The sequence below is a fragment of the Domibacillus aminovorans genome (assembly GCF_001643235.1).
Lineage (GTDB): Bacteria > Bacillota > Bacilli > Bacillales > Domibacillaceae > Domibacillus > Domibacillus aminovorans.
The window spans coordinates 56,202-80,009 of sequence record NZ_LQWY01000038.1; the positions used below are offsets into that span (position 1 = coordinate 56,202).

Genomic DNA, 23,808 nt, shown 5'->3' on the forward strand with positions numbered 1-23,808 from the left:
ATGCTACACCAAAGTTCATTCGTTTTGTTGCATATATTTATGGGGAGCTGCATATACTTGATGATTATAGATCAAACATAATTTACGTATGAAGGAGAGCTGATGTGTTTGAAAGAAGATCTTGAATTTATTAGGGATATTATGTTGGACAAGTCGGAGGAATTAAACGATCTTATTGTATCTGGAGGAAGACTTAGCCCAAAAGTGGAATTAGCCTTTATCATGGGGATTCAAGGCTTACTTAACCAATCGATTCAAAAAAAAGATAAAGAGGAACGTCAACACACGAGTGTTGTAAAAAAATCTGAATATGAAACTATTTCTTCAATAGCAAACAAATAATTCTTTAGAAACAAAAACAAGGAGATTAAAGTGCATGGATCACTTTTAATCTCCTAATTTGTGTTTGGACCGTTTTTTTATAGGATACTCATCACGCTTCGGACGGATTGAACCGATTGATCAAGCGCTATTTTTTCATCTGGTGTTAATGGCAATTCAATAATACTCTCAATGCCATCACCGCCGATAACGGTCGGAACACCTAAATATAAATCATTGTAACCGTACTCGCCTTCTAAATAAGCGATGGATGGTAAAATGCGTTTTTTATCATAGACAATGGCTTCCGCCATTTGAACAAGCGCTGCAGCGGGGGCGTAATAAGCGCTGCCATTGCCTAGCAAAGCTACGATTTCACCGCCGCCTTTTCGCGTACGTTCAACGATTGCATCAAGACGCTCTTTTGAAATAATTTTCTCGATTGGGATGCCGCCTACATACGAGTAGCGAACGAGCGGAACCATATCATCACCATGTCCGCCAAGAACAAAACCGGAAATATCTTCTACTGAGATGTTCAGTTCTTCTGCGACAAATGTGTTAAAACGAGCCGTATCGAGAACGCCTGATTGGCCGATAATTCTATTTTTCGGGAAACCTGTCGTTTTATAACAAACATAGGTCATCGCATCGACTGGATTGCTAAGAACTAGAATATAGCTTTCCGGCGCGTGTTTTTTTACTTGCTCGGCTACATGCTTCATCACTTTTGCATTCGTCGTAACGAGGTCGTCCCGGCTCATACCCGGTTTTCTTGCGATGCCTGCTGTAATAATAACAAGGTCCGCACCCGCAATATCTTCATAATTGGACGTACCGGTAATTTTCGCATTAAATCGCTGAACAGGGCCGGTTTCCAGCAGATCGAGTGCTTTCCCTTTTGTTGGGTTCTCCTGGTCAGGGATATCAAGTAGCACGACATCACCTAATTCTTTTTGTGCTGTCATCAATGCTACGGTTGCACCAGTATAACCAGCTCCAATGACCGCAATTTTGTTTCTTCGAAAAGCCAAAACCAATTCCTCCTTTCACGCTTTTCAGCTGAGAATAACGGACTGTTTACGTTTACTCATTATCCGATTTTTTGTCTGCCTGCGTACCTGTCTGAGGCCCTCGTTTTGCGGGTAATTCTTTTTCAAGAACAGGTTCTGGTTCTGACGGTATCATCATATTATGAACCGATTGGTCTGGACGTGGAATTACGTGTGCCCCAACAAGGACACCAACCCGTTTCACGGCTTCTTTGCCAGCATCAACAGCCGCTTGAACAGCCCCGACATCCCCTTCAACAATAACGGTTATTAAACCACCGTCGATATTTTCCTGCTTAACTAGCCGTACATTAGAGGCTTTCACCATCGCATCGGCCGCTTCAATCGAACCGATCAATCCTCTTGTCTCAATCATTCCAATTGCCTGACCCATATTATTCACCTCTTTCTATTTCCAGGGAATCAATAATTCCAATTATAACCGCATCAATTGGAATCGGATTGTCCCGCATAATAAACCGGGATGATCCGCCACTTGTCACTAGAACATTATCACCAATGCCTGCGCCAATCCGGTCCGCCGCCACTATGGAGCTGTTTACAGGTTTTCCGTCGACATGAATCGGCTGCACAATTAGAAGTTTTAGTCCCTGCAAGCCCTCTTCTTTTCTTGTTGCCCATACATTTCCTATCACTCTTCCTATTCGCACGATGACATCACCTGATTTTCTATTTAATAAATGTAATCGTTTTCCCAAGTTCTTTTGCTGTATCTTTTGCAAGTGGTGTCACAATGGTTCCTTTGCCGATAACGATTTCCAGCTCTTCAATCGACTGAATGTGTTCACGTGAGAGTAGTTTTTGTTTAAACTCATGTACTTGGTGCACAGGTGCTATCTTTTGTGACGTAACCACTACAGAAGAAGGCGTATGGGGAACCGATTTTGTTTCCCGAATCAATTCTCCTGTTCCGCCTGTCTTAACAAACCCGGCATTTGCTTCATCTGTATCAATATGCATTTCGAGGTTATAGCGGTCTGATACACGGATTAATACTTTATCCAGCAAGATCGGTCGTTCGCCATGTATTTTCACTTTGACGTATTCGCCATTTTTCACTTGAAACTGGTCCGCATCCGTTGGAGACATATGGATATGCGCCTGAGCGATTATTAATCCTTCCGAAAGAGACAGACTTCCGGATGGTCCAATTAATGTAACAGGGGCTGAGTCTTGAATATTCCCAGATTCCCGAAGTGGTGGTTTTACACCCAATTTCATTGCGTCTGTCCAGCTGACTTCAGCCTGTGTCAATTGCCGGGAAGGACCGAGTACACGAACACGCTCAAGACTTCCCTTTGGTCCGGCAATAACGACTGTTTCATTCGCTGCAAATTGACCCGGCTGCGATAAATCACTTTTCTTCGTTAATTCATACTCTGTACCGAAAAGTACTTCCACATGTTCCGGCGATAAGTGGACATGACGCGCAGAAACTGCTACTGGAATCGTATCGAAAAGGGCTTCTGCTGATACTTTTTCACCAAGCTGACCCATAACTTCCGCTACGATGCGCGCAATCATTTCCCTGTTCATCTGTTTCCCGCCTTTCTGTCAAACTGCTTGTTCCCTGTCATTTGTTAAGAGGTGCCTGATCGTTTTCTTGTCTTATTAAATCTTCTGTTAGTTATGTTAGCTTAGCTCTTTCGGCAAAATCATTTCAAGCTCGTTGTGTGGTCTTGGAATGACATGGACAGACAGTAATTCGCCTACGCGCTGCGCTGCAGCCGCTCCAGCATCAGTTGCCGCTTTTACTGCCCCAACATCACCACGTACAAGTACGGTCACAATTCCACCACCGACGTGTACTTTGCCAACTAAGTTTACACTTGCCGCTTTTACCATCGCATCTGCTGCTTCGATTGACCCGATCAACCCTTTTGTTTCTACCATTCCTAATGCTGTACCTTCTCTATTCATTTTCATTACCTCCAGATTTTATTAGTTATTTTGTAATTGTTTTATAATTTGATTGACAAGAGTGCTCACGGTTTCTGGATCCACCTTATCAGTCGAATTCATAGATTTGAGCATTTCCTGAACGATTTGTTCGGTTTCACTCTTTTGGACAGTTGGAACCGTCTCTACATTTTTAGGGAGTTCGATTTCTTTAATACCATACGCCATTCGTTTAATGTTCATTAAATGCTTGGCGGAAACATTGTCGGACGTAATATTACCGCCAAACGTGCCGCAACCGAGTGTCATAGATGGCAGCAAACCCGTTGTTCCGCCGACTGCACCGACTGATGACATCGTGTTAACTAAAATACGAGAGACAGGCATGTCCACCGCAAATTCCCGGGCAACTTCATCATTTTCAGTGTGAAGAGATAAACTGTGACCACGGCCGCCGAGAGACAATATTGAGAGACAAAGCTCTTTCGCATGAGTGCGGTTACTCGCAGTATACATCGCAAAAACAGGTGATAATTTTTCCATCGAGAATGGAATATGTTTACCAACTTCTGTCTCTTCTCCGACGATAATGCGTATGCCGTCGGGAATAGTAATACCGGCCAATTTAGCAATCGTTTGCGGGCTTTTCCCGACAATTTTCGGATTAACCTTACCAGGAACCGGTGATATTGCTTTTTCCATCTTTTTCTTTTCTTCCAAGTCTAAGATATATGCTCCATTTTTCTTCAACTCACGAAGCACCATCTCTTTCACATTATGATCGACAACAATAGCCTGTTCAGTCGCACAGATTGTCCCGTAATCAAACGATTTGCTGTTGACGATATTTTCAACGGCTTTTTCGATTTTAGCAGTTCGTTCAATATAGACAGGTACATTGCCCGGGCCAACCCCATAAGCGGGTTTTCCGGAGCTATACGCGGCTCTAACAAGTGCACCGCCGCCAGTGGCGAGAATTAAGTTTACATCCGGATGCGTCATCAATTTTTGCGTCGCTTCCATGGAAGACATCGTTAGGCATTGAACAAGCCCGCTTGGCGCTCCTGCAGCAACCGCTGCCTCTTCGCAAACCTTTAACGATTCGGCCGTACATTTCACAGCATATGGATGCGGGCTGACAACAACCGCGTTACGCGTTTTTAATGAAATTAATGTTTTGAAAAAAGCGGTTGATGTCGGATTGGTTGTCGGAATAATAGCAGCGATCACCCCAAATGGTGCCGCGATTTCGGCCACCTTGTTCGCTTTGTCTTCTTTGATAATCCCGACGGTTTTTAAATCCTTAATGCTTTCATATACGGCTTTTGAGCCAACTTCATTTTTAATCTTTTTATGTTCAGCTACGCCCATTCCTGTTTCTTCTACTGCCATTCGACCAAGTTCAGCCGACTTTTCATAAGCAGCATCCGCCACAGCCTTTACAATGCGATCCACCTGTTCCTGTGAGTAGGACATATATTTTTGCTGGGCATCTTTCGCGGCCTTCACAGCAGTGCGCATCTCTTGAATTGCGAGTAAATCTGAATCCATTGTTGTTACCATATGTGATACTCCTTTCCTAATAGCTTTTCGGGTTCGCCGTCAGAATTAAAATTGTCTGTCGGAATGCATCTGCTGCCGCCTGGCAGGAAGATTGACTGCCAGTTAACAACCCTCCACTGAAGTTTGTTTCTGATGGTGGCGCGAACCATTCACACAATTTTACATCTGCAGCTTTTAAAGCAGCATCCAATCCGACGGTCGCTTCTAAAGGCGGTGCAATTAAGTAAGCAAGTGCTTCCCCCTCTGGAATACCTGCCATCTTGGATAAAAAGCTGCCGGTTCGTGAAACCGTATGCGCGTAAAACGCATGATTTGGATCTCCGTTAATCATTTCGAAATAAGCATCACTTTCTACTTTGATCTGAATCGCATCAAGAGCACTTTTCACTTCTTCCGATGTTGGTCCAGCCAAAATGGCCATAAACTCTCCGGAAAGCGGACCCGATGCGTGCTCAGCTCCTGCATAAAAGCTTTTCGCATACACGACCTCTACATCTGCTTTTTTAGTAGCTTCATCTGCTGCTGTATAACCTACATCATCGATAGTGGAGGTAAAGAGACCGATACTCCGTTGATACGGCTTCAACTTCAATTTTTCCGCTAATCCCGCATCAACGTTTGGAATAACTTTCATAGCCAGTAGCTCTGCAAAGATTTTTTGTGAAGTCATTTCAGTCACCTCTCTATCCTTCTTTTTTCACGAGTGAAACGCCGCTCGCTTCGTATTTTAAAATCTTTTGAATCAGTGTTCCTAAATAGGCCCCCGCTTCCACCGGAGGAATGCCGCCTTTATGAATATTGGAGACAACCATGCGGTCTGCTTCAATCGTGCCGATACGGGGTTGGTAACATAAGTAAGCACTTAATGATTCCGCGGAGACAAGTCCCGGCCTTTCACCGATTAACATAACGACGACATCCGGCTGCAGCACATCACCGATTTCATCCATAAGAGCCACACGGCCTTTGTCGACATAAAAGGGGGTCCCTGTTTCAATTCCTAAGTTTCCGAGCGACTGTACGAGTGATAGGTACACATCTTCAAGGTTTTCTTCGATCGCCTTAGCGCTCAATCCATTAGATGTGACAATTTGGACACTCGGTGAAAAGGCACAGCGTTTTTTAATTAATTCTTTCGCTTCATCTGAAAGTTTGCGGCCGAGGTCTGGACGACGAATGTACTCTTCCTTGTCTTTGACTCTGGTTTGCACTTGGAATAAGTCGAGCTGATGTAAGATCTTATCAGGTACTTCACCGTAAACCGCGTCGACTGCTGCTGCATGATCCAGGCGGAACTGAAGCCAAGTGTTCGTCTTTGGCCTTGATCCTGCCCGCCCTACACCAATACGTGACGGTGTTTTTTTCTTCAACTCTTCGATAAATTCTTCCTGCTTCGAAATGGTCTTTTCTGCAGGCTGGGGATGAACAGCACTTTTCTTCTCCGGCTTTGCGGAAGTCGTTTGATGAAATGTCACCTTGCCATTTGGATTTTCAGGGGGTGGCAGCTCTGTTAACGCACCGGTTGCCTGTTTGCTATGAAGCTTAATCTGTACATCCGCTGTGCCGGCAGACGGCTGAGATACTTCGTTTGATTTTAGTTTTTCGACGACCAGCTTTGTAATGGTTTGAATTAGTTGCTCATTCACTTCGTTCACCCCCTTTAAGAAAATAGAGCAGCATTTCCTGCATTGCGCCCAAGTCGTCCGTTTTCATAAATACCCATTTTTTCAAGCCACTCCAGGAAAACAGGTGCAGGCGTTTTGCCAAATGTTTGATTTAATGTAGCCACATCGTGATAACTCATCGACTGATAATTCAACATACAATCATCGCCCATTGGCGTTGCGATGATAAAGTTTACACCGGCTGCTGTAAGCAAAACACCCAAATCTTCAATATCGTTTTGATCCGCTTTAATATGGTTCGTGTAGCAAATATCGACGCCCATTGGAATGCCGTGCAGCTTGCCCATAAAATGATCTTCAAGACCTGCCCGAATTACTTGCTTGCTGTTGTATAAATACTCCGGTCCAATAAATCCGACAACAGTATTCACAATGTACGGATCATAATGACGGGCAAAACCATAGTTTCGTGATTCGAGTGTCACTTGGTCAATACCATAATGAGCTTCTGCCGACAGTTCGGATCCCTGACCTGTCTCAAAGTACATATGCTGAGGACCGGAGCCCGTTCCTTGTTTTTTCGCCAGCTCATTTGCTTCTGCAATGAGTTCGGCTGAAATACCAAATGAGCGGTTGGCCGCTTCCGTGCCTGCAATGCTTTGAAATATCATATCGGCAGGAGCCCCTTGTTGAATAGCCTTCATCTGTGTCGTAACATGTGCGAGTACGCAGTTCTGTGTTGGGATGTTCCAATCGTTCATAAAGTCATGCGTTGCATGCAGCAGACGTTTTACACTTTCAACAGAATCATCTACCGGGTTGATCCCGATGAGCGCGTCTCCGATACCATACGACAGCCCATCTTTCAGCGAGGCAATCATTCCATCCACATTGTCTGTTGGGTGGTTCGGCTGCAGACGCGATGACAGTGTTCCTTTATGGCCGATTGTAATATTACACGTCGTCAAAACCTCCATTTTATTCGCGGCGTGCACTAAATCAAGATTAGACATCAGCTTTGTGACAGCTGCAATCATTTCGCTATTTAATCCTTTGCTGATGCGCTTCAATTCACGGTCACCTGTTTCATTGCTCAAAATATACTCACGGAGTTCAGCTATGCTCCAGTTTTTCATGTTTCTGTATATCGTTTCATTTACATCGCCTTCGATGACAGCGGATACTTCATCCTCATCCGCTGTCAAAAACGGATTGCTGCGAATGTCTGCAAGTGTAATGTCGCTTAAAACCATTTTCGCTGCAATACGCTCCTGCACTGTCTTCGCGGCTATACCGGCAAGCCGATCGCCAGACTTTTCTTCGTTCGCTTTTGCAAATACTTCTTTTAATTCGGTGAACGAATATACTTCACTGCCTAAAGTTGTTTTTAACTTCAAATCACTCAAGCCTCCTTCACGACGAGTGGAATGTTAATGTTTTGACGATAACCGGCACAACTTCTGACTGCAGTGCCCGGCCAATGTCCATATAATCGCCATGATCGACATTGATTTGATCGATACAAATGACACTTTGTCTAGCGTTCATTGCAAGCAGCGTCTGGCCGAGCACTTTTGCATAATCCATCTGCATTACAAGCAAAATAGGCTGCTCGGGATCATGCCGAAGCTCCATCACCTGCAAAATGGCTCTTGCCAGCTTCTGAATATCTTTAAAGCCCACATAAGGCAAGTCCGCTAAATATAAAACGAAATTTTGCCCTTCTTGAAACGAATCATAAATATTAATAGCTTCTTTTATGGATTGCCCAAGTGCTGCCAATCCCTTTTCTAAATGGCCGTGAAACGAATATTTGTAAACGGGTACATTTTTTACTGGCAGTTCATCCGGAGCGACTTGAATAGTCGCACCGCTTATTTCGGTCGTCTGCGTGCCGGCTCCAAGTACAGTAGCACGAACGGTTTCCTCCGGCTCAATCCAATCCCATTCAGTAAGGCGGCGGTTTGATTGAAGTGAGGCGGCCAGTTGCTTGCCAATGTCGTTGTATGAAATATCCGATGGCCGCGTTATTTCCTGTTCATACATACACTCAGAAATTCCACCGGAAAACATAATCGCTTCTACAGGTTCGTTCCAATTCGGTTTATGGCCCAATAGCAGGACTTCGTCTTCTGCTTTTACCTCTTTTGCTAAAACACGGGTGATCGAATCAGCCATAAAGTCTGCTATGAATTTGATATCGGGATGGCGGTTCGTATCTCCTAACCGCAAACTTTTATTTTCTTGTTTTAACAGCTGTTCAATCGGAGGTGAAATGGACATCACAGTTGAATCTTTAAATTCGATCAGCCGTCCGCCAACGTGCATGGTGCATGTTCCGAGAAGCTTATCTCTTTTATACACCGCAATGTTAGCTGTGCCCCCGCCAATATCAATGTTGGCGGTCACACGCCCTGTTTTCAATGCATAATCATAAGTACCTGACCCTTTCGCTGCAATGATTCCTTCTAAGTCTGGACCGGCCGCTGCCACCAAGAAATCCCCAACTTCTCTCGACAAATAATGAACGATTTCACGTGCATTTTGTTTGGTCGCTGTTTCCCCAGTGATAATAACTGCGCCTGTTTCAATGTCTGATGATTGAATGCCTGCATCTTCATACTGAGAACGAATAATCAGCTCCACTCCCTTAATATCGATTGTCGTTGCATCCTGAAGTGGCGTGCGGAAAATCGGACTTTTATACAAAATCTCTTTGTCTACAATTTCAATTCGGGGCACGTGCGTACTGCCTGCCACGTTCATTAATGAAAAACGGCTGATAATAATTTTGGTTGTACTCGTGCCAATATCTATTCCGGCGCTGATGATCGCTTCTTTTTTCGGCTGAAATCCGGCCATTCGAACACCTCTTTTCCCAATAAAAAAAGACACCTTCACAAACTCAACGATTAGAATCGTCGAGTCGTAAAGGCGCCTTTGCCGAAATTATTTACTTTTCATAGGGTAAATATATCAAATAGTCTCTTAATTGTAAAGGCTATCATAAAAGATGATGTGGCCATCATCTTGCTTAATTGCATACGCTTTCATTTTATCGATCGTTGATAACGATACCAGCTCTCTAATGTGCGTTAAACCTTTCCCTGTCAAGGCAGAGGTCACAACAATAGGTCCGCAGACAATCGTCCTCTTTAACATGTCCAGCGCTTCCACAAGTTTCGCATCTGGATGATCTGATTTAGTGACGACGCCAATTGGCAACTTTGAAATACCTGAACTAAAATTAGGCGGGAAAATGATCTTATTTCGAGTGGCATCTTGCAAATATAAAACGTGCGTCACTTCTAAAGAAGTGGCCATAATACTTTTGTAAAACATAGGGTTTTCTGTATATTCACCCGGTGTATCCACAATCCAATCATAGTAAAGAAGAGACTGTGTTTTGATCGCTGGAACACTTTTTCCAAGAAGAGCGTTTGTCAACGTGGATTTCCCTGCTCCTACGGAACCGATCAGCATGGCCCTGTTCTGCATAAGCTCCACTTCCTTATGATTTCGTTATCGGGGCTGGCGTATAGCCAAGTTTCTCTGATAAGAATCGATTAATTTCCTGCATCGCCATTTCCACTTCTGACACACTTCCTACGATGACGAGACTGCCTGTGAAACGATCGAGAAAGCCAATAGAGACGTTCGCCGCTTTCGTCGCAAGATCCCCTGCGATAATCACTGTTTCACTCGGTGTCAGTGTTAATATTCCGAGTGCCCCTGCCTGCTGAATGCCTAGCTTTTGAAACATATCAGGATCCGGATTGGCAATTACATGACTTAATGTCAGCTGTTTGCCGGGAACAAATTCCTGTATAAATCGCTTTTTCTCTTCGGACATTTTCCTGCTCCTTTCAGCTACAAATCAAGCTTGAGCTTATTTTTAAACTAGTTTTTCTTTTGATTCGTTTTCTTCTAAATATTCGCCTTTTCGAATGATGCCTTCTGCTCGGTCCTTTTCCTCCAACTTTAAAGCGGTTGGAACGGAGAGCCAATATGCAAGACCGATGGCACATATCCCAGCTGAGAATTTACCCAAAATCACCGGTAAAATTAAATTCGGCTGAAAGTTGGCCGTAAAGGATAGATGATCGCCTAATAAGAAAGCTGCACACACGGCAAAGGAAATGTTAATAACTTTATCTTTTGGAGGCATGTGTCGAACAAGCTGGAACATGGCCAAAATATTGGCGATTGTGGCAAGCAGTCCTGCGCTTCCGACAGAAGACAAGCCCAATTTGCGTCCGCCTGCTTCAAGCGGCGCTGATGCATACTTCCGAAGCAAATATATCATTGGAAATGCACCGGCAAGCATAATGCCGATATAGCCGGCTGTTTCAAGTGCCCGAAATTGATCTTCTTCGTCCGCCATAATCGGATGGAATCCCCACGAACCAAAAATAGTAGAAAAAAGACCTGTGAAAATTTCAATAATCGAAAAGACAAGGACAAGTTTAATTCCCGCATCCATAATTCGACCAAATAACATAAATCCGTTGATCATGAGAGATGGGAAAAATTTCAGCCCGGCAGCAATGACAAGAACAAAAATGAGAAGTGGCAGCAGGTTAATAAAAATTTGTCCGTAAGCTAGGACAAACTCATGTGTAGACTCAGTCGTTGTACTAATTTCCTGACGAACTTTCGTATTGAATAAGACAACGAGTACACTAGAAATAAACGCCCCAATTGGAATCGTTAATACGCCGGACATAATGCCAAGTGCCATATATTTATGATCCCGTTTATCTAGCATCGCAAGACCCATCGGAATCGAGAAAACAATCGTGGCACCCGCCATGTAACCGACAATCAACGCCATAATCCATCCTTCATACGATTCTTTCAATGCATTGGCCAGCTGATAGCCTCCCATATCTGAGGCAAGAATGGCCGTAGCCGCAATCGCCGGATCCGCGCCTAATTGATGAAACAACGGACCAACCAACGTATCAATAAACCATGTTAAATAAGGGATAGATGCCATAATCCCGGCAGCCGGTACAAAGATATGACCGATGGTATGAAGGCCATCCATAAACTCCTTTCCAAGACCTTGATCTGCATTACGGATGGCTGCAATCGCCCCGGCCAGTGCACAAGCCATGATAATATAAACTACTATTGTTCCAATTAACTCCATATGAATCCCCCCGGTATTTACTAAGATCAGTCATAGAAATAGACCAATTTGAGCTGCTCTCACCCCCCTTAATCATGCATAAAAAGACGCCTAAAGAAAGGATTCTCTTTAAGCGTCTTTGCTTATCATTCATATGGACTTGTTTAGTCTGCGTATTTTGAGATGATTTCCTGCGCCAGCAACTCCATTGTTAGCTGACGAGACATGCTCTGATTACGCAATAATTTATAGGCTTCCTGCTCAGATAATTTTTCTTTTTCCATCAACAGTCCTTTTGCCTGCTCAATCAGCTTCCGCTTTTGAATTTCATCTTGAGCCGTCCGGATTGATTTTTTTAATTTTTTTGCATTTTCCGCTTGATGCAGTGCAACACTGACTGCCGGCATGAGACTGGATTCTGAAATCGGTTTCACTAAATAACCGACGATGTTGTCCTGTTTTGACTTTTCAACAAACTCTTTCTGACTATAAGCTGTTATGAGCAATACAGGTAAATCCAACTGCTGGCCGATAATGGTACTTGCTTGCAGACCGTTGATTTTCGGCATTTTAATATCCATCAATACCAAATCAGGCTTCAACTCAAAAGCCAGTTCCACAGCCCGATCTCCATCCCCGGCTTCGCCCACTACTTCATAGCCATGATCTTGGAGCATCATTTTTAAATCCATTCGAATAATTGATTCATCTTCAGCGATCAGAATCCGTTTTTTCATAATAAATGACAACCTCCGGACTCAGTGGAAACGTTAATATTGCGTAAGTGCCTCTTTCGACAAGCCTGTATCGAAATTCACCCGCCAAGTCGTTGACGACTAGATTATGGACAATTTCCAATCCAAGTGAATACCCTGCTTCCCCCATCCCGACGCCGTTGTCTTGAATGTGAAGTTCCACAAAGTCTTTGCTTGAGAAGAAATCGACATGGATTTCTCCAGATATTCCACCGGGAAAAGCATGTTTGATTGAATTTTGAACAAGTTCATTCACAATTAGCGCAATTGAAACTGCTTTTCTGGATGATGTTAATATTTTATTGCCATTTGGCTCAATAATCAAGTCTACTTTTTGATTAAGGTCATTGATCACCATGGTTGAGCCAATTTTTCGTGTTAGTTCGATTAAGTCTACATCATCATCATCGGCGTTGTCATTTGCTAAAATTAACTCGTAAACTGAAGATATACTGAAGATTCGATTTAATGTATCTTCAAAGTGGCTTTTACTCTCAAGAGGAAATCCTTTGCGCATTTGAAGTCTTAACAAACTTGCTACGGTCTGCAAATTATTTTTGACGCGGTGGTGAATTTCTTTAATAACAACTGACTTCATCATGAGCTCTTTTTCTTTTGTCCGGAGTTCTGTTAAATCTTGTATGATGAATAAAGTTCCCTGTAATTCATTCTTTTTATTGCGCAATTTCACTTTTTTAACTTCTAAACTTTTTTGAGCAAGTGTCAGTTCTAAAACAAATACCTCTTCCTGCTGATTTAATATGGGGTCCAAAAAAGGAAGAAGCTTTAAAATAGGTTCGTTTTGAATATACTCGGTCTGGCTTATTTCATGGATAAAGCGAACGCCGGATGGATTGGCATAAACCAATCGGTCTTCTGCATCTGTCAGTAGAAAAATTTCCATTAGTAAATCTGATATAACTGGATATTCATCCATTGTATTCGCAAGCAGATTACTCATGGCTTTTTGGCCGAATGAATGAGTCGGTTCCTGCTTTTTTTCACTGTACGATGCCATAACTTCCGCTTCCATGATCAATGCGCCTATGACTTGATGCTGTTTATTTTTAATCGGTACTACACTTTGTTCTACCATTTTCCCTTCTTGAGTTAAGGCACGATGCATAATAGATTTTTTGCCTGTTCTGTAACAATAGTAGACGCCGGGTTCGAATGTTTCAAAGACGACTTTTCCTACAACAGAGTTTTCGTATACCGCTTCCGGCGTCCTCGGGAATGCTTCTGCTACAACAATGGCTTGTTCATTTTCCTTCATTTTGCAGTCGATAAACATGTACGCATTCAATAAATCCGCATACATCGGCAATGTACTGGCCACTTCTGAAATGATTTGGATATCAGCCGATGACAAGTTAGTATGCATTTCACAAAGCTGCTCTAGAGTTGATGGTTTCATAAAAACACCTTATTTTAAAATTTTTGAATAATATTCATGTTCATTATAAGAAGACTAAGGTATGGTGTCAAGAAACCTCTCATTTACAAATATTTACTAAAATGCAAAAATAACCTTTGAGCAGTTGAGGAAGAAGGCTTCTCAGCAACGCCTTAAACGTACCCATTTTTGTTTTTTGCATATGATGATTCGAAGTCTTTTTTAGATTATATTCTACCGGAGGAGAATGCATATGTATAACAATTGGTATCCGTATTACTATGAAAACCCATATTACCCAGGAATTCCATCTTATGAGGCCGTTCCTACTAGTATCGCCCATGCTCAGCAGCCTGTCGGTTTAGGAGTAAGATGGATCGTACAGGAAGGTGGATGGCAAGCCGTTTGGACTCGACGGGGCAACAGCAATGTTTTTGACGGCAGATGGTCAATGGCTGGACAAAGGGATATTACGGCCGTTTTGACCATGTATACATCAGGTAACTTCGTCTTTATTGAACGAAGAAATAGCAGTGATGGAAACAATTGTAACTATTCAGGAACATTTGGCCGTGATCGCAGAACGGCTTCAGGTACGAATATTTGTAATCGTGGCGGCGGAAATTGGAGTGCTGTTATTGAACACCGGGGCCAACAGCAAGACAGATTGGGAAGAAGATGGGATGTACAAGAAGGCGCATGGCGAGCCGTTTGGACTCGACGGGGCAACAGCAATGTTTTTGACGGTATATGGACGCAGCCAGGTCAAAGAGATATTACCGCTGTATTGACGATTACGATAGAGGGCAACAATGTCCGTGTTCAACGAAGAAATAGCAGCGACGGGAATAATTGCACGTACAGAGGGACTATGAGCCCTAATGGCAGAACGGTAACCGGTCAGTTCACATGTGATCGTGGCGGCGGAAATTGGAGTGCTACGATCATTGGATAAGAAAATTTTTCATAGACCAAAAAGGGGCCGTCTCATAAGCCCCTCTAAATAAAGAAAATCCGGAGAGAAATTTCATTTCTCTCCGGATTTTTTCGTTAATAGTGCATCATCCGAACAGTTTAGACTACGCCTGTGAAGATCATGTAAAACGTATTGGGTCACCCTCTTATGCTGTGATCTGTGAAACAGGAAGTTCCTTCTTCAATCAGACTGTAAGATCGATAAGGTGGAGTTATTCACCCTTCTGCTAATTCTGCTAAGTACTCCCACCGTTCTAACATATGATCGAGTTTTGCTTTCAACTCTGATTCTTCTTCCATGAGCAGGCGGAGTTTTTCAAAGTCACTTCCGGCAGTGGCCATTTCTGATGAAATGTCGGTCAATCGTTGTTCCGCCACCTCCATGTCCTCCTCGATGGTTTCCCATTCTCTCGTTTCAGAATACGACATCTTCTTTTTTCGTTCAGGACGCTGCTGCGGAACCAAAGCTGTTTTTACTTCTACTTCAGCCGGTTCTTCTTTTTCTTCTAAAAAGTCTGAGTAGCTGCCATAGTAGTAATCGATAACGCCTGTCCCTTTAAAAACGAGCAGCTGGTGGCACACTTTATCGAGAAAATAACGGTCATGGGATACAGTAATAACGACGCCCGGGAAGGTTTCTAAATAATCTTCTAGTATCGTCAACGTTTGTGTATCAAGATCATTCGTCGGTTCATCTAAAAGTAATACATTTGGTGCAGACATTAAAATGTTCAACAAATACAGTCTACGTTTTTCTCCTCCAGATAACTTCCGAATCGGTGTACCGTGCGTATGCATCGGAAATAAAAACCGCTCGAGCATTTGCGCAGCTGAAATGTAGCTGCCGTCTTTCAATTGAATAGAATCTGCTGTTTCACGAATGTATTCAATCATACGCAAATTGTCATTCATATCGTCGTTTTCCTGTGTATAGTAGCCAATTTTGACCGTTTGGCCAGTATCCAGCTCTCCTGAATCAATCATCTCTCTACCTGAAACGATATTTAACAATGTCGACTTGCCGGAGCCATTGCGCCCGACAATGCCAATACGGTCGCCCCGTTTGAATAAAAAGGAGAAATCATGAAGAATGGGCTGGCTGCCGAAGGATTTGGTCACACTTTTTAGTTCAAGTACTTTTTTGCCAAGACGCGCGCCACTTAGTTCAATTTCAAGTGAATCCTGATTTGTTTTATTTTTCACGTCTTCATCTAGTGTTTCAAAGCGCTGGATACGGGCTTTTTGTTTCGTCGTCCGTGCTTTAGCCCCTTTTCGCATCCACGCTAGTTCTTTTTTAAACAAACTTTCTTTTTTTCCTTGTTCAAGCAATTCATTTTCTTCTCTTATTGCTTTAGATTCTAGAAAATCACTGTAATTTCCTTTGTATTCAAAGAGCTGCCCTTTTTCAAGTTCCCATATTTCGCTTGAAACGCCGTCTAAAAAGTACCGGTCATGTGTAACAAACAAGACCGCTTTCTTGTATTTTTGCACATATTCCTGCAGCCACTTAATGCTGTCATAATCGAGATGGTTGGTCGGTTCGTCCAAAATGAGCAAGTCAGGGGTTTCAATGAGCGTTTTAGCAAGAGCTGCCCGCTTTTTTTGGCCTCCTGAAAGCTCAGCCAGCTTTTTCGAAAAGTCTGGCAGACCGAGTTTTGTCAAAATTGTTTTGGCATCAGCACTCGTGTCCCATGCATTTAACGTATCCATTTGCTGCTGAAGATTCATTAATTTACTTTGCACATCTGTATCATCGGGGTTATTTTGCAGTTGCATTAGTGTTTTTTCGTATTCCTTTATAGCTATAAAAACCGGTGATTCACTTGCATAAAGAAACTCCATAATTGATAATTCTTCATTAAACTGTGGATTTTGCGATAAATACGAAATCGAATAATCATTTGGATGATCTTTTGCCCCTTTGTCATACTCATCGAGTCCTGCAATAATGTTAAGCAGCGTTGATTTTCCGGTTCCATTGATACCAAGGACCCCAATTTTATCCCCTTCCGAAATCGAAAAAGAAATATCATTAAATAGCGTTTTTTCACCAAGCGTTTTTGTTAAACCGTCTATCGTATAAACTTTCATATATGTACATCCTATTCTTCATAAATTTTAATACAAATCATCGTATAATGGGGTTATATCTTCTTATTCTTCTTTAATAATGTAAGTAACTGAATAGGAAGCTAGATTTGGTCATCATGAGTGTGCAGTTGTTCTAATTGTTCCTCAATATAATTTGCTTCCTTTATCTCTGTTACTACTCAATTTAAGTCTTCCATTTTTCGATCTAATAAATCGTCATCTAAGGATACATGATTTTAGCTGTATGATCCTCATTTTATCATTGACGATGACAACTGTCATGGTTCGGCTTTTCTTATATTCCACAAAACGAATCCTAGAAGAATCGTGTAAAATGATGAATGAGGTGAAGATTTTGCTAAAAACTTTATTGCTGTCCGGTTATAAAAGCCATGAACTCGGTATTTGGGATACGAAAAATCCAGGCATTTTCATTATAAAAACAGCGATTGAAAAACAGCTGCGTACGCTCGTAGAAGATGGACTAGAATGGGTCATTATTGGCGGTCAGCCCGGGGTTGAGCTGTGGGCAGCAGAAGTAGTCCTAGAGTTAAAAAACGAATTTTCCGAGCTGAAATTGGGTGTGTTAATGCCCTTTTTAGAACAAGAGAAAAATTGGAAAGAGGAACGGAAAGAGCATTATCAGATGATTATCGATCAGGCTGATTTTGTGGATGTGGTCTCGAAAAAGCCGTACATAGCCCCGTGGCAGTTTAAAGCGCGTGACGAGTTCTCACTCGATCATACAGATGCCCTTCTGCTCGTCTACGATGAGGAGAAAGAAGGCTCACCAAAATTTTTGAAAGAAGCGGCTGAAAACCGGTTTGAGTCCAGTACTTATTCCATCATGATGATTAATATGTATGATCTACAGACCATCGCGGAAGAAATTCAAGAAAAAGAGCGGTCAGACTGGTTATAAAAGCTGCTCCGCAAAAAAGTGGAACAGCTTTTTCTTTACTTATACGAAATGGTTATGTGCGAAGCAGCTTGTTTCGCTTGTTCACGTGCTTGTTCAACAGAATCCGCTGCGTTCAATACAACAGCCATACGTCGGCCGACTTTCGTTTCGGGCTTGCCGAAAAGACGAACTTGCGAATCAAGTGTTTCTAAGCTTTTCTCGATACCATCCAAGTGGTATGACGTACTTTCCTCCCACGCTTTAATCGTCCGGCTCGCACCCGGTCTCAGGAGACGGATCGCTGGAATAGGGTAGCCTAAAATCGCGCGGATGTGAATAGCAAATTCAGATAAGTCTTGTGTGACGAGTGTGACCATACCTGTATCATGCGGGCGCGGTGACACTTCGCTAAAATAGATACCGTTTTGCGTGATAAATAATTCCACACCAAACAGCCCGTATCCACCGAGTGCATCGGTGATTTTTTTCGCCACGTTTTCTGCTTCTTCAATTTGTGCTTCGGTCATGTTATGTGGCTGCCATGATTCAATATAATCACCGTCCTGCTGAATGTGTCCAATAGGTGCACAATACGTTGTGCCAGAGACAGAACGGACCGTTAAAAGCGTAATTTCCGATTCAAATGTGATAAATTCTTCAACGATCACACGCGTTTTTTTCGCACGTCCGCCTTCCATTGCTTCATTCCATGATGTTTCAACATCATTAATTGAGCGGCAAACACTTTGTCCTTTTCCCGATGAACTCATGATCGGTTTAATGACACACGGCGTACCGATTTTTTGCACAGCTTCCTTCAATTCATCAAGCGTATCCGCAAATTCATATTTTGCTGTCGGCAGCCCAAGTGTTTCACTAGCAAGACGGCGAATCCCTTCCCGGTCCATCGTCAAATTTGTCGCTTTTGCGGTTGGAATGACGTTGTAGCCTTCCTTTTCAAGCTCAATCAATGTTTCTGTCGCAATCGCTTCAATTTCCGGAATAATATAATCAGGTTTTTCCTGTTCAATAAGTTTACGTAATGCCGCGCCATCGAGCATATTGATCACATGCGATGAATGCGCCACTTGCATCGCCGGCGCATTTTTATACCGGTCAACGGCTACTGTCTTTACGCCTAAACGCTGCGCCTCTATCACTACTTCTTTCCCCAGTTCCCCCGAACCGAGCAGCATTATTTTTTTCGCTTTAAGCCCGCTCATCCAAACCACTCCTTGACGTACGTTATTTCCTCCATCATAGCGCACAGAAAAATGTGTTTCAATAAAAATAAGCATTAATATCTACACGATCCATGCCCGGCTATGCAATTAACGTTCAATTTTAAAATGGCTATGAATAAAATGAAGTATCAATGCGTAAAGGAGATATTTAACATGATTCACACGGTTAAAGCAGGAGAAACTCTTTCATCAATCGCTGGAGATTATCGCGTTTCATTAGCATCGCTTATTGCAGCGAATCCAGGGATCACACCAAATATGATTTATGTCGGGCAAAGAATCCGTATCCCCGGCCTTCCTTCTCCTGCCACCATTCCTTTTTCCATCCATATCTCACTCTCAAAAAGAACACTCACTTTACTCTATCAAGGACAGACGAGAAAAGTATATCCGATTGGTGTTGGCAGAATGCTTCATGACACACCAGTTGGTGACTTTATTATTATTAATAAAGCGCCAAATCCAGGTGGACCTTATGGAACTATGTGGATGAGCTTATCTAAAAAAGGTTATGGCATACATGGTACAAACGATCCATCGTCAATCGGAAAGTATGTATCAAAGGGTTGTGTCCGCATGTACAATAAAGATGTTGAAGAGCTGGCAAAAACCATTCCAATTGGCACCTCCGTTTTTATCCGACCGTAGAGCCTCCCATGCAAATAAAGCCGACTCCTTAAGAAACATTTAGGTTGGACCAAGTATAGGCTAAATGAATGAATGTTTTTGAAACAGTTGAATGAGCAGCTTCGTGTATAAGAAAAAGCAATCGTGTGAGAGGCTGCTTTTTCTATTTCACTTAGTACTATTCGTTATTTTATTAAAAAGAGGTTTGATGTTTTGAAATCTTAAATATTTCAAGGCTATACGTATACAGGTATATAAAAGTGGACGAGAAACTCGATTCGATGTCGAGCCGTAATTTAGATGCTGCCTATGACAGCAAGAACAAGGCCCGCAACAATCATGTACAAACTTCTTCTCACACCCGGGCGTCTTCTCATCCGTTTCATAAAAAAAGAAAGGATACCCGCCAACATAATAACCGTACCGATAAATGATAAAGATTCACCTAATGCTTCCATTCAATTTCCTCCTAAGTTTGATAAAAAAGATGCAGCTATGTGTCTAATTGTACCAATTTATTAATCAAGTAGCATTATCCTTTTTGGACCACGATTGGGAAAAATGAAACTACCTGTTCTCAATTGAATATCGAGAACAGGTAGCCTAAATACTTCTTCCCTCTAGTTTATTAGAATAGTTTAACTATTCATAATAATAGTATATTTTCATAACTATGTAAATGATAGATGCAAGTCCTTACTTGTAAAGTGATAGTATATGACAAAATTTAAACCAGTTATTTGCATCAATTAGCGTATGAGGAAAAGCAGCTCGTCAGGAGTTAAAATACGTTTAGTTTGTTCTTGATTTTCTGCAGATAATTCAGCTGTATGCTTTAGCAGTTTATCATTTCCCAAAATATGATAATCAAATAACTCCAATGCCAATTCTTTCATTTACTTCCCCCTTCTCTTATTTTAAAATTATTGTTAGGAATAAATCGATATAAAGAAAACGCCATAACCCTTTTGTTCTGGCGTTTTTAAGTCTTCACTTAAGCAAACAAGTTAGTTGCGTTGATTGATCGCACGATATAAAAATGCAGCTGTTTGAGCACGAGTTACATGTTGGGTAGGACCGAATGTACCATTCGAATTTCCGACTGTAATGTTATTAGTCGCTAAAGCATCAATATAATGCGCAGCCCAGTGGTCTTTTCTCACGTCTTTAAAAGACTTGGCGGAATGTCCCTCTAGCTGAAAGGCTGTTGATAATAGTCGTGCCATTTGAGCACGAGTCAATGGTTCATTCGGTTTAAAGGTTCCATCCTTGTAGCCAGACATAATGTCTTTTTGCTTCAAAAAGCGAATGTATGGCAAAAATTCATTGTTTGACTGTATATCTGTAAAGACCGTCTGATCTGTTATACTGTCCTTCTCGAACTGTAAAGCATTCGCTACGATTTTAGCAGCTTGAGCTCTCGTTATCGCTCTATTTGGCTGGAACTTTCCATCAGAATATCCATTTAAATAGCCTTTTTCGGCTGAAAACATAATTTCTTTATATGCCCAGAAATCTGTATCTACATCTGAAAATGATGGAGAGTCCTTTACCCCTTTGATCCAGTTTGCTGTATCTTGAATAAACGTCTCAGGTACATTCGCTGGAATAGCGTACTCCGAAAAATTTGGGGCTCCCTCATAATTGACGAGCAAATGAATTAAATCTGGGTACATTTTGTACGAAACATTATCCCGCGTTTTTAAAGCGGATTCCCACTCCTCCAAGTAGGTTGGCGGTACTTGCAAGTCTTTACCTCCTTGCATAATAAGAAGAGGATCGTCTTGCTCAGCGGCTAACTGTGATGGGACATAATCGCGAAGTTCGTACCACCAATAAGCGTTTGGTAATTGAAGTTCTTCCGGAATGTTGTCTTTTGAGTAGACAGGATTGTTGATAAGTGCCATTTGTTGCTGCCAAAAATCAAGATTTGCTCGTAACGCTTCGAGCTGTTCGGCAGGCAGCCCTTGCGTTTCCGCTCTTTTCAATGCTTCTTGTTGCTGCCATAACATGACATCCTGAAACTTGCCGCTTGGTCCCGATACGATAATGCCCCCATCAATTTGGTTCTCATGATCCATTTCTAAAATGCGTGGCAATGCATATCCGCCTTGGCTATGTCCTAATACATAGACTTCATCACTCACTTCAGGCAGGGAATGCAGAAGGTTGACAGCCTTCAGTGCATCATCGATCGTCTCCTCATAGATGCTAAATTTCATGTTCATCGCTGTTTTAATATGATGCTCTCTTGTCACTTTCTCATAGCGCAAGACGGCAATCCCTTCATTTGCTAAACCGACTGCTATATCACGAAAAGCTTTCGTAGAATAAAGGGCTTCGTCTTGATCATTCGGTCCCGAACCATGCACAAGGATGACTGCAGGGAAAGGCCCTTCTCCCTTTGGTAACGTTAACGTGCCTGGAAGAGCAAATCCTCCTTCTCCAATTTTCATTTGCCGCTCTACATAATTATCTTTCCGTTCATAAGAAGGCTCCTTATACTCACTCGGCGGTGTATAATAAAATGGCATATAAAAATCATCAATATTTCCCGCTTTATCGAGATTAATCGTCACGTCCATCGGGGACATGGATCCTTCATACGTCATCACAACATTTGTATGAATACTGTTTGTTTCCCTCTTGATGGATAATTGTTTTCCTACTTTACCGAAAGGGACCGCTTTTGCTTCCCAAATAATCGGCAGCATATCTTTTGATACATGTTGTTTGAAGTTTTCATTTAATAAGGCGTAAGCCTCTTCCCACTTCTCATTCGTAACCGCTGTCATAAATGCGCTTGCCACTTGTTCAGCATTCATCGGAGCAATTGTGCCGGCTGGCTCCTCTGCTTGTACGATCGCCTTATTTTCTATAGGCAGAATGATGCCACCAGTTCCTATCATGGCTGCTAGAACGGCAACTCCAACTTTTTTCGATTTCTTCTGTTTTCCCATTTCTTTTCCTCCATCCTCCAAAACCAGGAATTTCCCTGTGATTTTAATATTATAATAGTTTCCAAGTCTCTACAACTTCTAACAATAAAAGAAAAATAAGACAAAAAAAGCCGAAATAAAAAGAAAAAACCGATTTTCGTCGGTTTTTCCAGATAGATTAGATAGTGTTCTCTACTTTACGACTCGCTTGGCACCGATATAAGCATTTTCCCAATATTTTGTATTCAATGAACCATTTTTTGTTTCTCCAAAGATGACCACTGAACCGTTTGAAAAAGCAGAAAAAGCTTAATTTCTTGTCATTAATCAAACAAAGAGGCTTTCTAAAATCGAAAGCCTCTTTGTTATGATCATTTACTGCTAGTCTGCTTTTGGCAAATCTTCGCCAAACTTTACCCGTTTTTGTTTTAGTGTAGCCGCAATGAGGATGCCGGCGACGACGATAAGTTCAAAACCGTATTTCACCCAGGGGGAAACGAAATAGTCAGCCAGGAATGGCTCGCCCACAATCATTTTTGCTGCGGTCCAACCGAGGATACCAGCGCCAATCGTGACAATGACGGGATACCGCTCCATCATTTTTAAAATGAGCGTGCTGCCCCACATAACGACCGGGATAGAAATAAGGAGGCCGATCATCACAAGAAGGAAGTTTCCGTGAGAGGCACCAGCAACCGCCAGAACATTATCAAGTCCCATTAACGCATCAGCGATAATAATCGTTTTAATGGCCCCCCACAAGGAATCTGCGGCTGTAACCTCATGCTCTTCTTCTTCTACAAGCAGCTTGTAGGCAATCCATACGAGCAGGATTCCACCGATCAAGTGCAGGCCAGGAATTTGCAGCAAGTACACGACCAAAAGAGTGGCAATCGTTCGAATGACAATCGCACCTATCGCACCCCAAAAGATCACTTTTTTCTGTTGGTCTTTCGGCAGTTTACGCGCAGCCAGACCGATTAAAATGGCATTATCACCAGCCAAAACGAGGTCAATCATGATAATGGCAAATAACGCTGTTAAAAATTCTGTTTCCATCTTTTTATTCTCCCTTCATATTTAAAAAAGAAAAAGACCTTTACCATTATATAACGGCAAAGGTCTCGCTGAACACTTAAATAATTAAGAAGTCAATAAAGCCGGAGGTATTAATTCCACGTAATAACGACTTTATTTCAGTATATTCCTGACGCTACTCCCTTTATGGGCTACTCTATTTTATTTTATAGTGCGATGGCACCTGT

The 23,808-nt window shown here is 42.2% G+C and carries 25 protein-coding genes; 4 read left to right on the forward strand and 21 right to left on the reverse strand.

The features are described from left to right. Nucleotides 1-108 precede the first annotated feature (108 nt). A complete protein-coding gene (locus AWH49_RS13125; RefSeq protein ID WP_063966075.1) occupies nt 109-342 on the forward strand; it encodes a hypothetical protein in 234 nt (77 codons plus the stop codon). A gap of 77 nt (nt 343-419) precedes the next feature. On the opposite strand, the gene mdh is transcribed toward AWH49_RS13125, so the two are convergent. From mdh to AWH49_RS13200, 15 genes are all read right to left on the reverse strand, one after another. Next, nucleotides 420-1,355 carry a malate dehydrogenase gene (mdh, locus tag AWH49_RS13130; protein ID WP_063966076.1) on the reverse strand — a complete coding sequence of 312 codons (936 nt, stop codon included), beginning with the start codon at nt 1,353-1,355 and terminating at the stop codon, nt 420-422. Nucleotides 1,356-1,407: 52 nt separating this feature from the next. Continuing rightward, a complete protein-coding gene (locus tag AWH49_RS13135; protein WP_063966077.1) occupies nt 1,408-1,767 on the reverse strand; it encodes a BMC domain-containing protein in 360 nt (119 codons plus the stop codon). Between the two features lies 1 nt (nt 1,768). Beyond that, nucleotides 1,769-2,044, reverse strand: a complete 276-nt coding sequence (locus AWH49_RS13140) for a EutN/CcmL family microcompartment protein (protein ID WP_018393023.1) — start codon at nt 2,042-2,044, stop codon at nt 1,769-1,771. Nucleotides 2,045-2,063: 19 nt separating this feature from the next. Beyond that, nucleotides 2,064-2,930: a phosphate propanoyltransferase gene (pduL, locus tag AWH49_RS13145; RefSeq protein WP_063966078.1), complete on the reverse strand. Its 867-nt coding sequence runs from the start codon at nt 2,928-2,930 to the stop codon at nt 2,064-2,066. A gap of 96 nt (nt 2,931-3,026) precedes the next feature. Further along, nucleotides 3,027-3,314: a BMC domain-containing protein gene (locus AWH49_RS13150; protein WP_018393021.1), complete on the reverse strand. Its 288-nt coding sequence runs from the start codon at nt 3,312-3,314 to the stop codon at nt 3,027-3,029. A 21-nt stretch (nt 3,315-3,335) separates the two neighbouring features. Further along, nucleotides 3,336-4,856: an acetaldehyde dehydrogenase (acetylating) gene (locus AWH49_RS13155; RefSeq protein WP_063966079.1), complete on the reverse strand. Its 1,521-nt coding sequence runs from the start codon at nt 4,854-4,856 to the stop codon at nt 3,336-3,338. Between the two features lie 16 nt (nt 4,857-4,872). Beyond that, nucleotides 4,873-5,526, reverse strand: coding sequence for an ethanolamine utilization microcompartment protein EutL (gene eutL / locus AWH49_RS13160; RefSeq protein WP_034284972.1), 654 nt, complete (start codon nt 5,524-5,526; stop codon nt 4,873-4,875). A gap of 13 nt (nt 5,527-5,539) precedes the next feature. Continuing rightward, the gene (gene eutC / locus AWH49_RS13165) at nt 5,540-6,502 is read right to left on the reverse strand and encodes an ethanolamine ammonia-lyase subunit EutC (RefSeq protein ID WP_063966080.1); all 963 of its coding nucleotides are present in this window, start codon (nt 6,500-6,502) and stop codon (nt 5,540-5,542) included. 14 nt (nt 6,503-6,516) lie between these two features. Then, entirely contained in the window at nt 6,517-7,878 is a 1,362-nt protein-coding gene (locus AWH49_RS13170) for an ethanolamine ammonia-lyase subunit EutB (protein ID WP_063966081.1), read from the reverse strand. A gap of 16 nt (nt 7,879-7,894) precedes the next feature. Then, nucleotides 7,895-9,343 carry an ethanolamine ammonia-lyase reactivating factor EutA gene (locus tag AWH49_RS13175; RefSeq protein ID WP_063966082.1) on the reverse strand — a complete coding sequence of 483 codons (1,449 nt, stop codon included), beginning with the start codon at nt 9,341-9,343 and terminating at the stop codon, nt 7,895-7,897. Between the two features lie 126 nt (nt 9,344-9,469). Continuing rightward, nucleotides 9,470-9,979 carry a EutP/PduV family microcompartment system protein gene (locus AWH49_RS13180; protein ID WP_034284613.1) on the reverse strand — a complete coding sequence of 170 codons (510 nt, stop codon included), beginning with the start codon at nt 9,977-9,979 and terminating at the stop codon, nt 9,470-9,472. A gap of 13 nt (nt 9,980-9,992) precedes the next feature. Further along, complete coding sequence (gene eutS, locus AWH49_RS13185) at nt 9,993-10,334, reverse strand: ethanolamine utilization microcompartment protein EutS (RefSeq protein WP_018393014.1); 342 nt, start codon at nt 10,332-10,334, stop codon at nt 9,993-9,995. Between the two features lie 42 nt (nt 10,335-10,376). Next, complete coding sequence (gene eutH / locus AWH49_RS13190) at nt 10,377-11,636, reverse strand: ethanolamine utilization protein EutH (RefSeq protein WP_063966083.1); 1,260 nt, start codon at nt 11,634-11,636, stop codon at nt 10,377-10,379. Between the two features lie 143 nt (nt 11,637-11,779). Beyond that, nucleotides 11,780-12,352, reverse strand: a complete 573-nt coding sequence (locus AWH49_RS13195) for an ANTAR domain-containing response regulator (protein ID WP_063966084.1) — start codon at nt 12,350-12,352, stop codon at nt 11,780-11,782. After that, nucleotides 12,327-13,787, reverse strand: coding sequence for a sensor histidine kinase (locus AWH49_RS13200; RefSeq protein WP_063966085.1), 1,461 nt, complete (start codon nt 13,785-13,787; stop codon nt 12,327-12,329). Before AWH49_RS13200 ends, AWH49_RS13195 begins: the two co-directional genes overlap by 26 nt. A gap of 232 nt (nt 13,788-14,019) precedes the next feature. Between AWH49_RS13200 and AWH49_RS13205 the strand changes: the two genes are divergently transcribed. Continuing rightward, the gene (locus AWH49_RS13205; RefSeq protein WP_063966086.1) at nt 14,020-14,721 is read left to right on the forward strand and encodes a hypothetical protein; all 702 of its coding nucleotides are present in this window, start codon (nt 14,020-14,022) and stop codon (nt 14,719-14,721) included. Between the two features lie 236 nt (nt 14,722-14,957). Here the strand turns inward: AWH49_RS13205 and AWH49_RS13210 are convergent, their stop codons facing one another. Beyond that, nucleotides 14,958-16,832: an ABC-F family ATP-binding cassette domain-containing protein gene (locus AWH49_RS13210; RefSeq protein WP_063966087.1), complete on the reverse strand. Its 1,875-nt coding sequence runs from the start codon at nt 16,830-16,832 to the stop codon at nt 14,958-14,960. 355 nt (nt 16,833-17,187) lie between these two features. On the opposite strand from AWH49_RS13210, the gene AWH49_RS13215 reads away from it, so the two are divergent. After that, nucleotides 17,188-17,754, forward strand: coding sequence for an SLOG family protein (locus AWH49_RS13215; protein WP_063966134.1), 567 nt, complete (start codon nt 17,188-17,190; stop codon nt 17,752-17,754). A 35-nt stretch (nt 17,755-17,789) separates the two neighbouring features. Here the strand turns inward: AWH49_RS13215 and purT are convergent, their stop codons facing one another. Then, the gene (gene purT / locus AWH49_RS13220; RefSeq protein ID WP_063966088.1) at nt 17,790-18,956 is read right to left on the reverse strand and encodes a formate-dependent phosphoribosylglycinamide formyltransferase; all 1,167 of its coding nucleotides are present in this window, start codon (nt 18,954-18,956) and stop codon (nt 17,790-17,792) included. A gap of 174 nt (nt 18,957-19,130) precedes the next feature. Between purT and AWH49_RS13225 the strand changes: the two genes are divergently transcribed. Beyond that, nucleotides 19,131-19,625, forward strand: a complete 495-nt coding sequence (locus tag AWH49_RS13225; RefSeq protein ID WP_018393004.1) for a L,D-transpeptidase family protein — start codon at nt 19,131-19,133, stop codon at nt 19,623-19,625. 275 nt (nt 19,626-19,900) lie between these two features. Here the strand turns inward: AWH49_RS13225 and AWH49_RS20095 are convergent, their stop codons facing one another. The 4 genes from AWH49_RS20095 to AWH49_RS13235 form a co-directional block, all read right to left on the reverse strand. Next, nucleotides 19,901-20,062 carry a hypothetical protein gene (locus tag AWH49_RS20095; RefSeq protein WP_157723728.1) on the reverse strand — a complete coding sequence of 54 codons (162 nt, stop codon included), beginning with the start codon at nt 20,060-20,062 and terminating at the stop codon, nt 19,901-19,903. Nucleotides 20,063-20,353: 291 nt separating this feature from the next. Then, the gene (locus tag AWH49_RS20100; RefSeq protein WP_157723729.1) at nt 20,354-20,500 is read right to left on the reverse strand and encodes a hypothetical protein; all 147 of its coding nucleotides are present in this window, start codon (nt 20,498-20,500) and stop codon (nt 20,354-20,356) included. Between the two features lie 111 nt (nt 20,501-20,611). Next, nucleotides 20,612-22,564 carry an S-layer homology domain-containing protein gene (locus tag AWH49_RS13230; protein WP_063966089.1) on the reverse strand — a complete coding sequence of 651 codons (1,953 nt, stop codon included), beginning with the start codon at nt 22,562-22,564 and terminating at the stop codon, nt 20,612-20,614. A gap of 360 nt (nt 22,565-22,924) precedes the next feature. Further along, on the reverse strand, nt 22,925-23,602 hold the full coding sequence (locus AWH49_RS13235) for a TerC family protein (RefSeq protein ID WP_063966090.1): 678 nt from the start codon (nt 23,600-23,602) through the stop codon (nt 22,925-22,927). Between the last annotated feature and the right edge of the window lie 206 nt (nt 23,603-23,808).

Coding starts and splice junctions, on each gene's coding strand:
- purT (WP_063966088.1), bottom strand. CDS start 18,956: ATGAGCGGGCTTAAAGCGAAAAAAATAATGCTGCTCGGTTCGGGGGAA.
- AWH49_RS13180 (WP_034284613.1), bottom strand. CDS start 9,979: ATGCAGAACAGGGCCATGCTGATCGGTTCCGTAGGAGCAGGGAAATCC.
- AWH49_RS13155 (WP_063966079.1), bottom strand. CDS start 4,856: ATGGTAACAACAATGGATTCAGATTTACTCGCAATTCAAGAGATGCGC.
- AWH49_RS20095 (WP_157723728.1), bottom strand. CDS start 20,062: ATGGAAGCATTAGGTGAATCTTTATCATTTATCGGTACGGTTATTATG.
- AWH49_RS13230 (WP_063966089.1), bottom strand. CDS start 22,564: ATGGGAAAACAGAAGAAATCGAAAAAAGTTGGAGTTGCCGTTCTAGCA.
- AWH49_RS13200 (WP_063966085.1), bottom strand. CDS start 13,787: ATGAAACCATCAACTCTAGAGCAGCTTTGTGAAATGCATACTAACTTG.
- AWH49_RS13175 (WP_063966082.1), bottom strand. CDS start 9,343: ATGGCCGGATTTCAGCCGAAAAAAGAAGCGATCATCAGCGCCGGAATA.
- AWH49_RS20100 (WP_157723729.1), bottom strand. CDS start 20,500: ATGAAAGAATTGGCATTGGAGTTATTTGATTATCATATTTTGGGAAAT.
- eutS (WP_018393014.1), bottom strand. CDS start 10,334: ATGTCCGAAGAGAAAAAGCGATTTATACAGGAATTTGTTCCCGGCAAA.
- pduL (WP_063966078.1), bottom strand. CDS start 2,930: ATGAACAGGGAAATGATTGCGCGCATCGTAGCGGAAGTTATGGGTCAG.
- AWH49_RS13150 (WP_018393021.1), bottom strand. CDS start 3,314: ATGAATAGAGAAGGTACAGCATTAGGAATGGTAGAAACAAAAGGGTTG.
- AWH49_RS13210 (WP_063966087.1), bottom strand. CDS start 16,832: ATGAAAGTTTATACGATAGACGGTTTAACAAAAACGCTTGGTGAAAAA.
- AWH49_RS13205 (WP_063966086.1), top strand. CDS start 14,020: ATGTATAACAATTGGTATCCGTATTACTATGAAAACCCATATTACCCA.
- eutH (WP_063966083.1), bottom strand. CDS start 11,636: ATGGAGTTAATTGGAACAATAGTAGTTTATATTATCATGGCTTGTGCA.
- AWH49_RS13225 (WP_018393004.1), top strand. CDS start 19,131: ATGATTCACACGGTTAAAGCAGGAGAAACTCTTTCATCAATCGCTGGA.
- AWH49_RS13195 (WP_063966084.1), bottom strand. CDS start 12,352: ATGAAAAAACGGATTCTGATCGCTGAAGATGAATCAATTATTCGAATG.
- AWH49_RS13235 (WP_063966090.1), bottom strand. CDS start 23,602: ATGGAAACAGAATTTTTAACAGCGTTATTTGCCATTATCATGATTGAC.
- eutL (WP_034284972.1), bottom strand. CDS start 5,526: ATGACTTCACAAAAAATCTTTGCAGAGCTACTGGCTATGAAAGTTATT.
- AWH49_RS13135 (WP_063966077.1), bottom strand. CDS start 1,767: ATGGGTCAGGCAATTGGAATGATTGAGACAAGAGGATTGATCGGTTCG.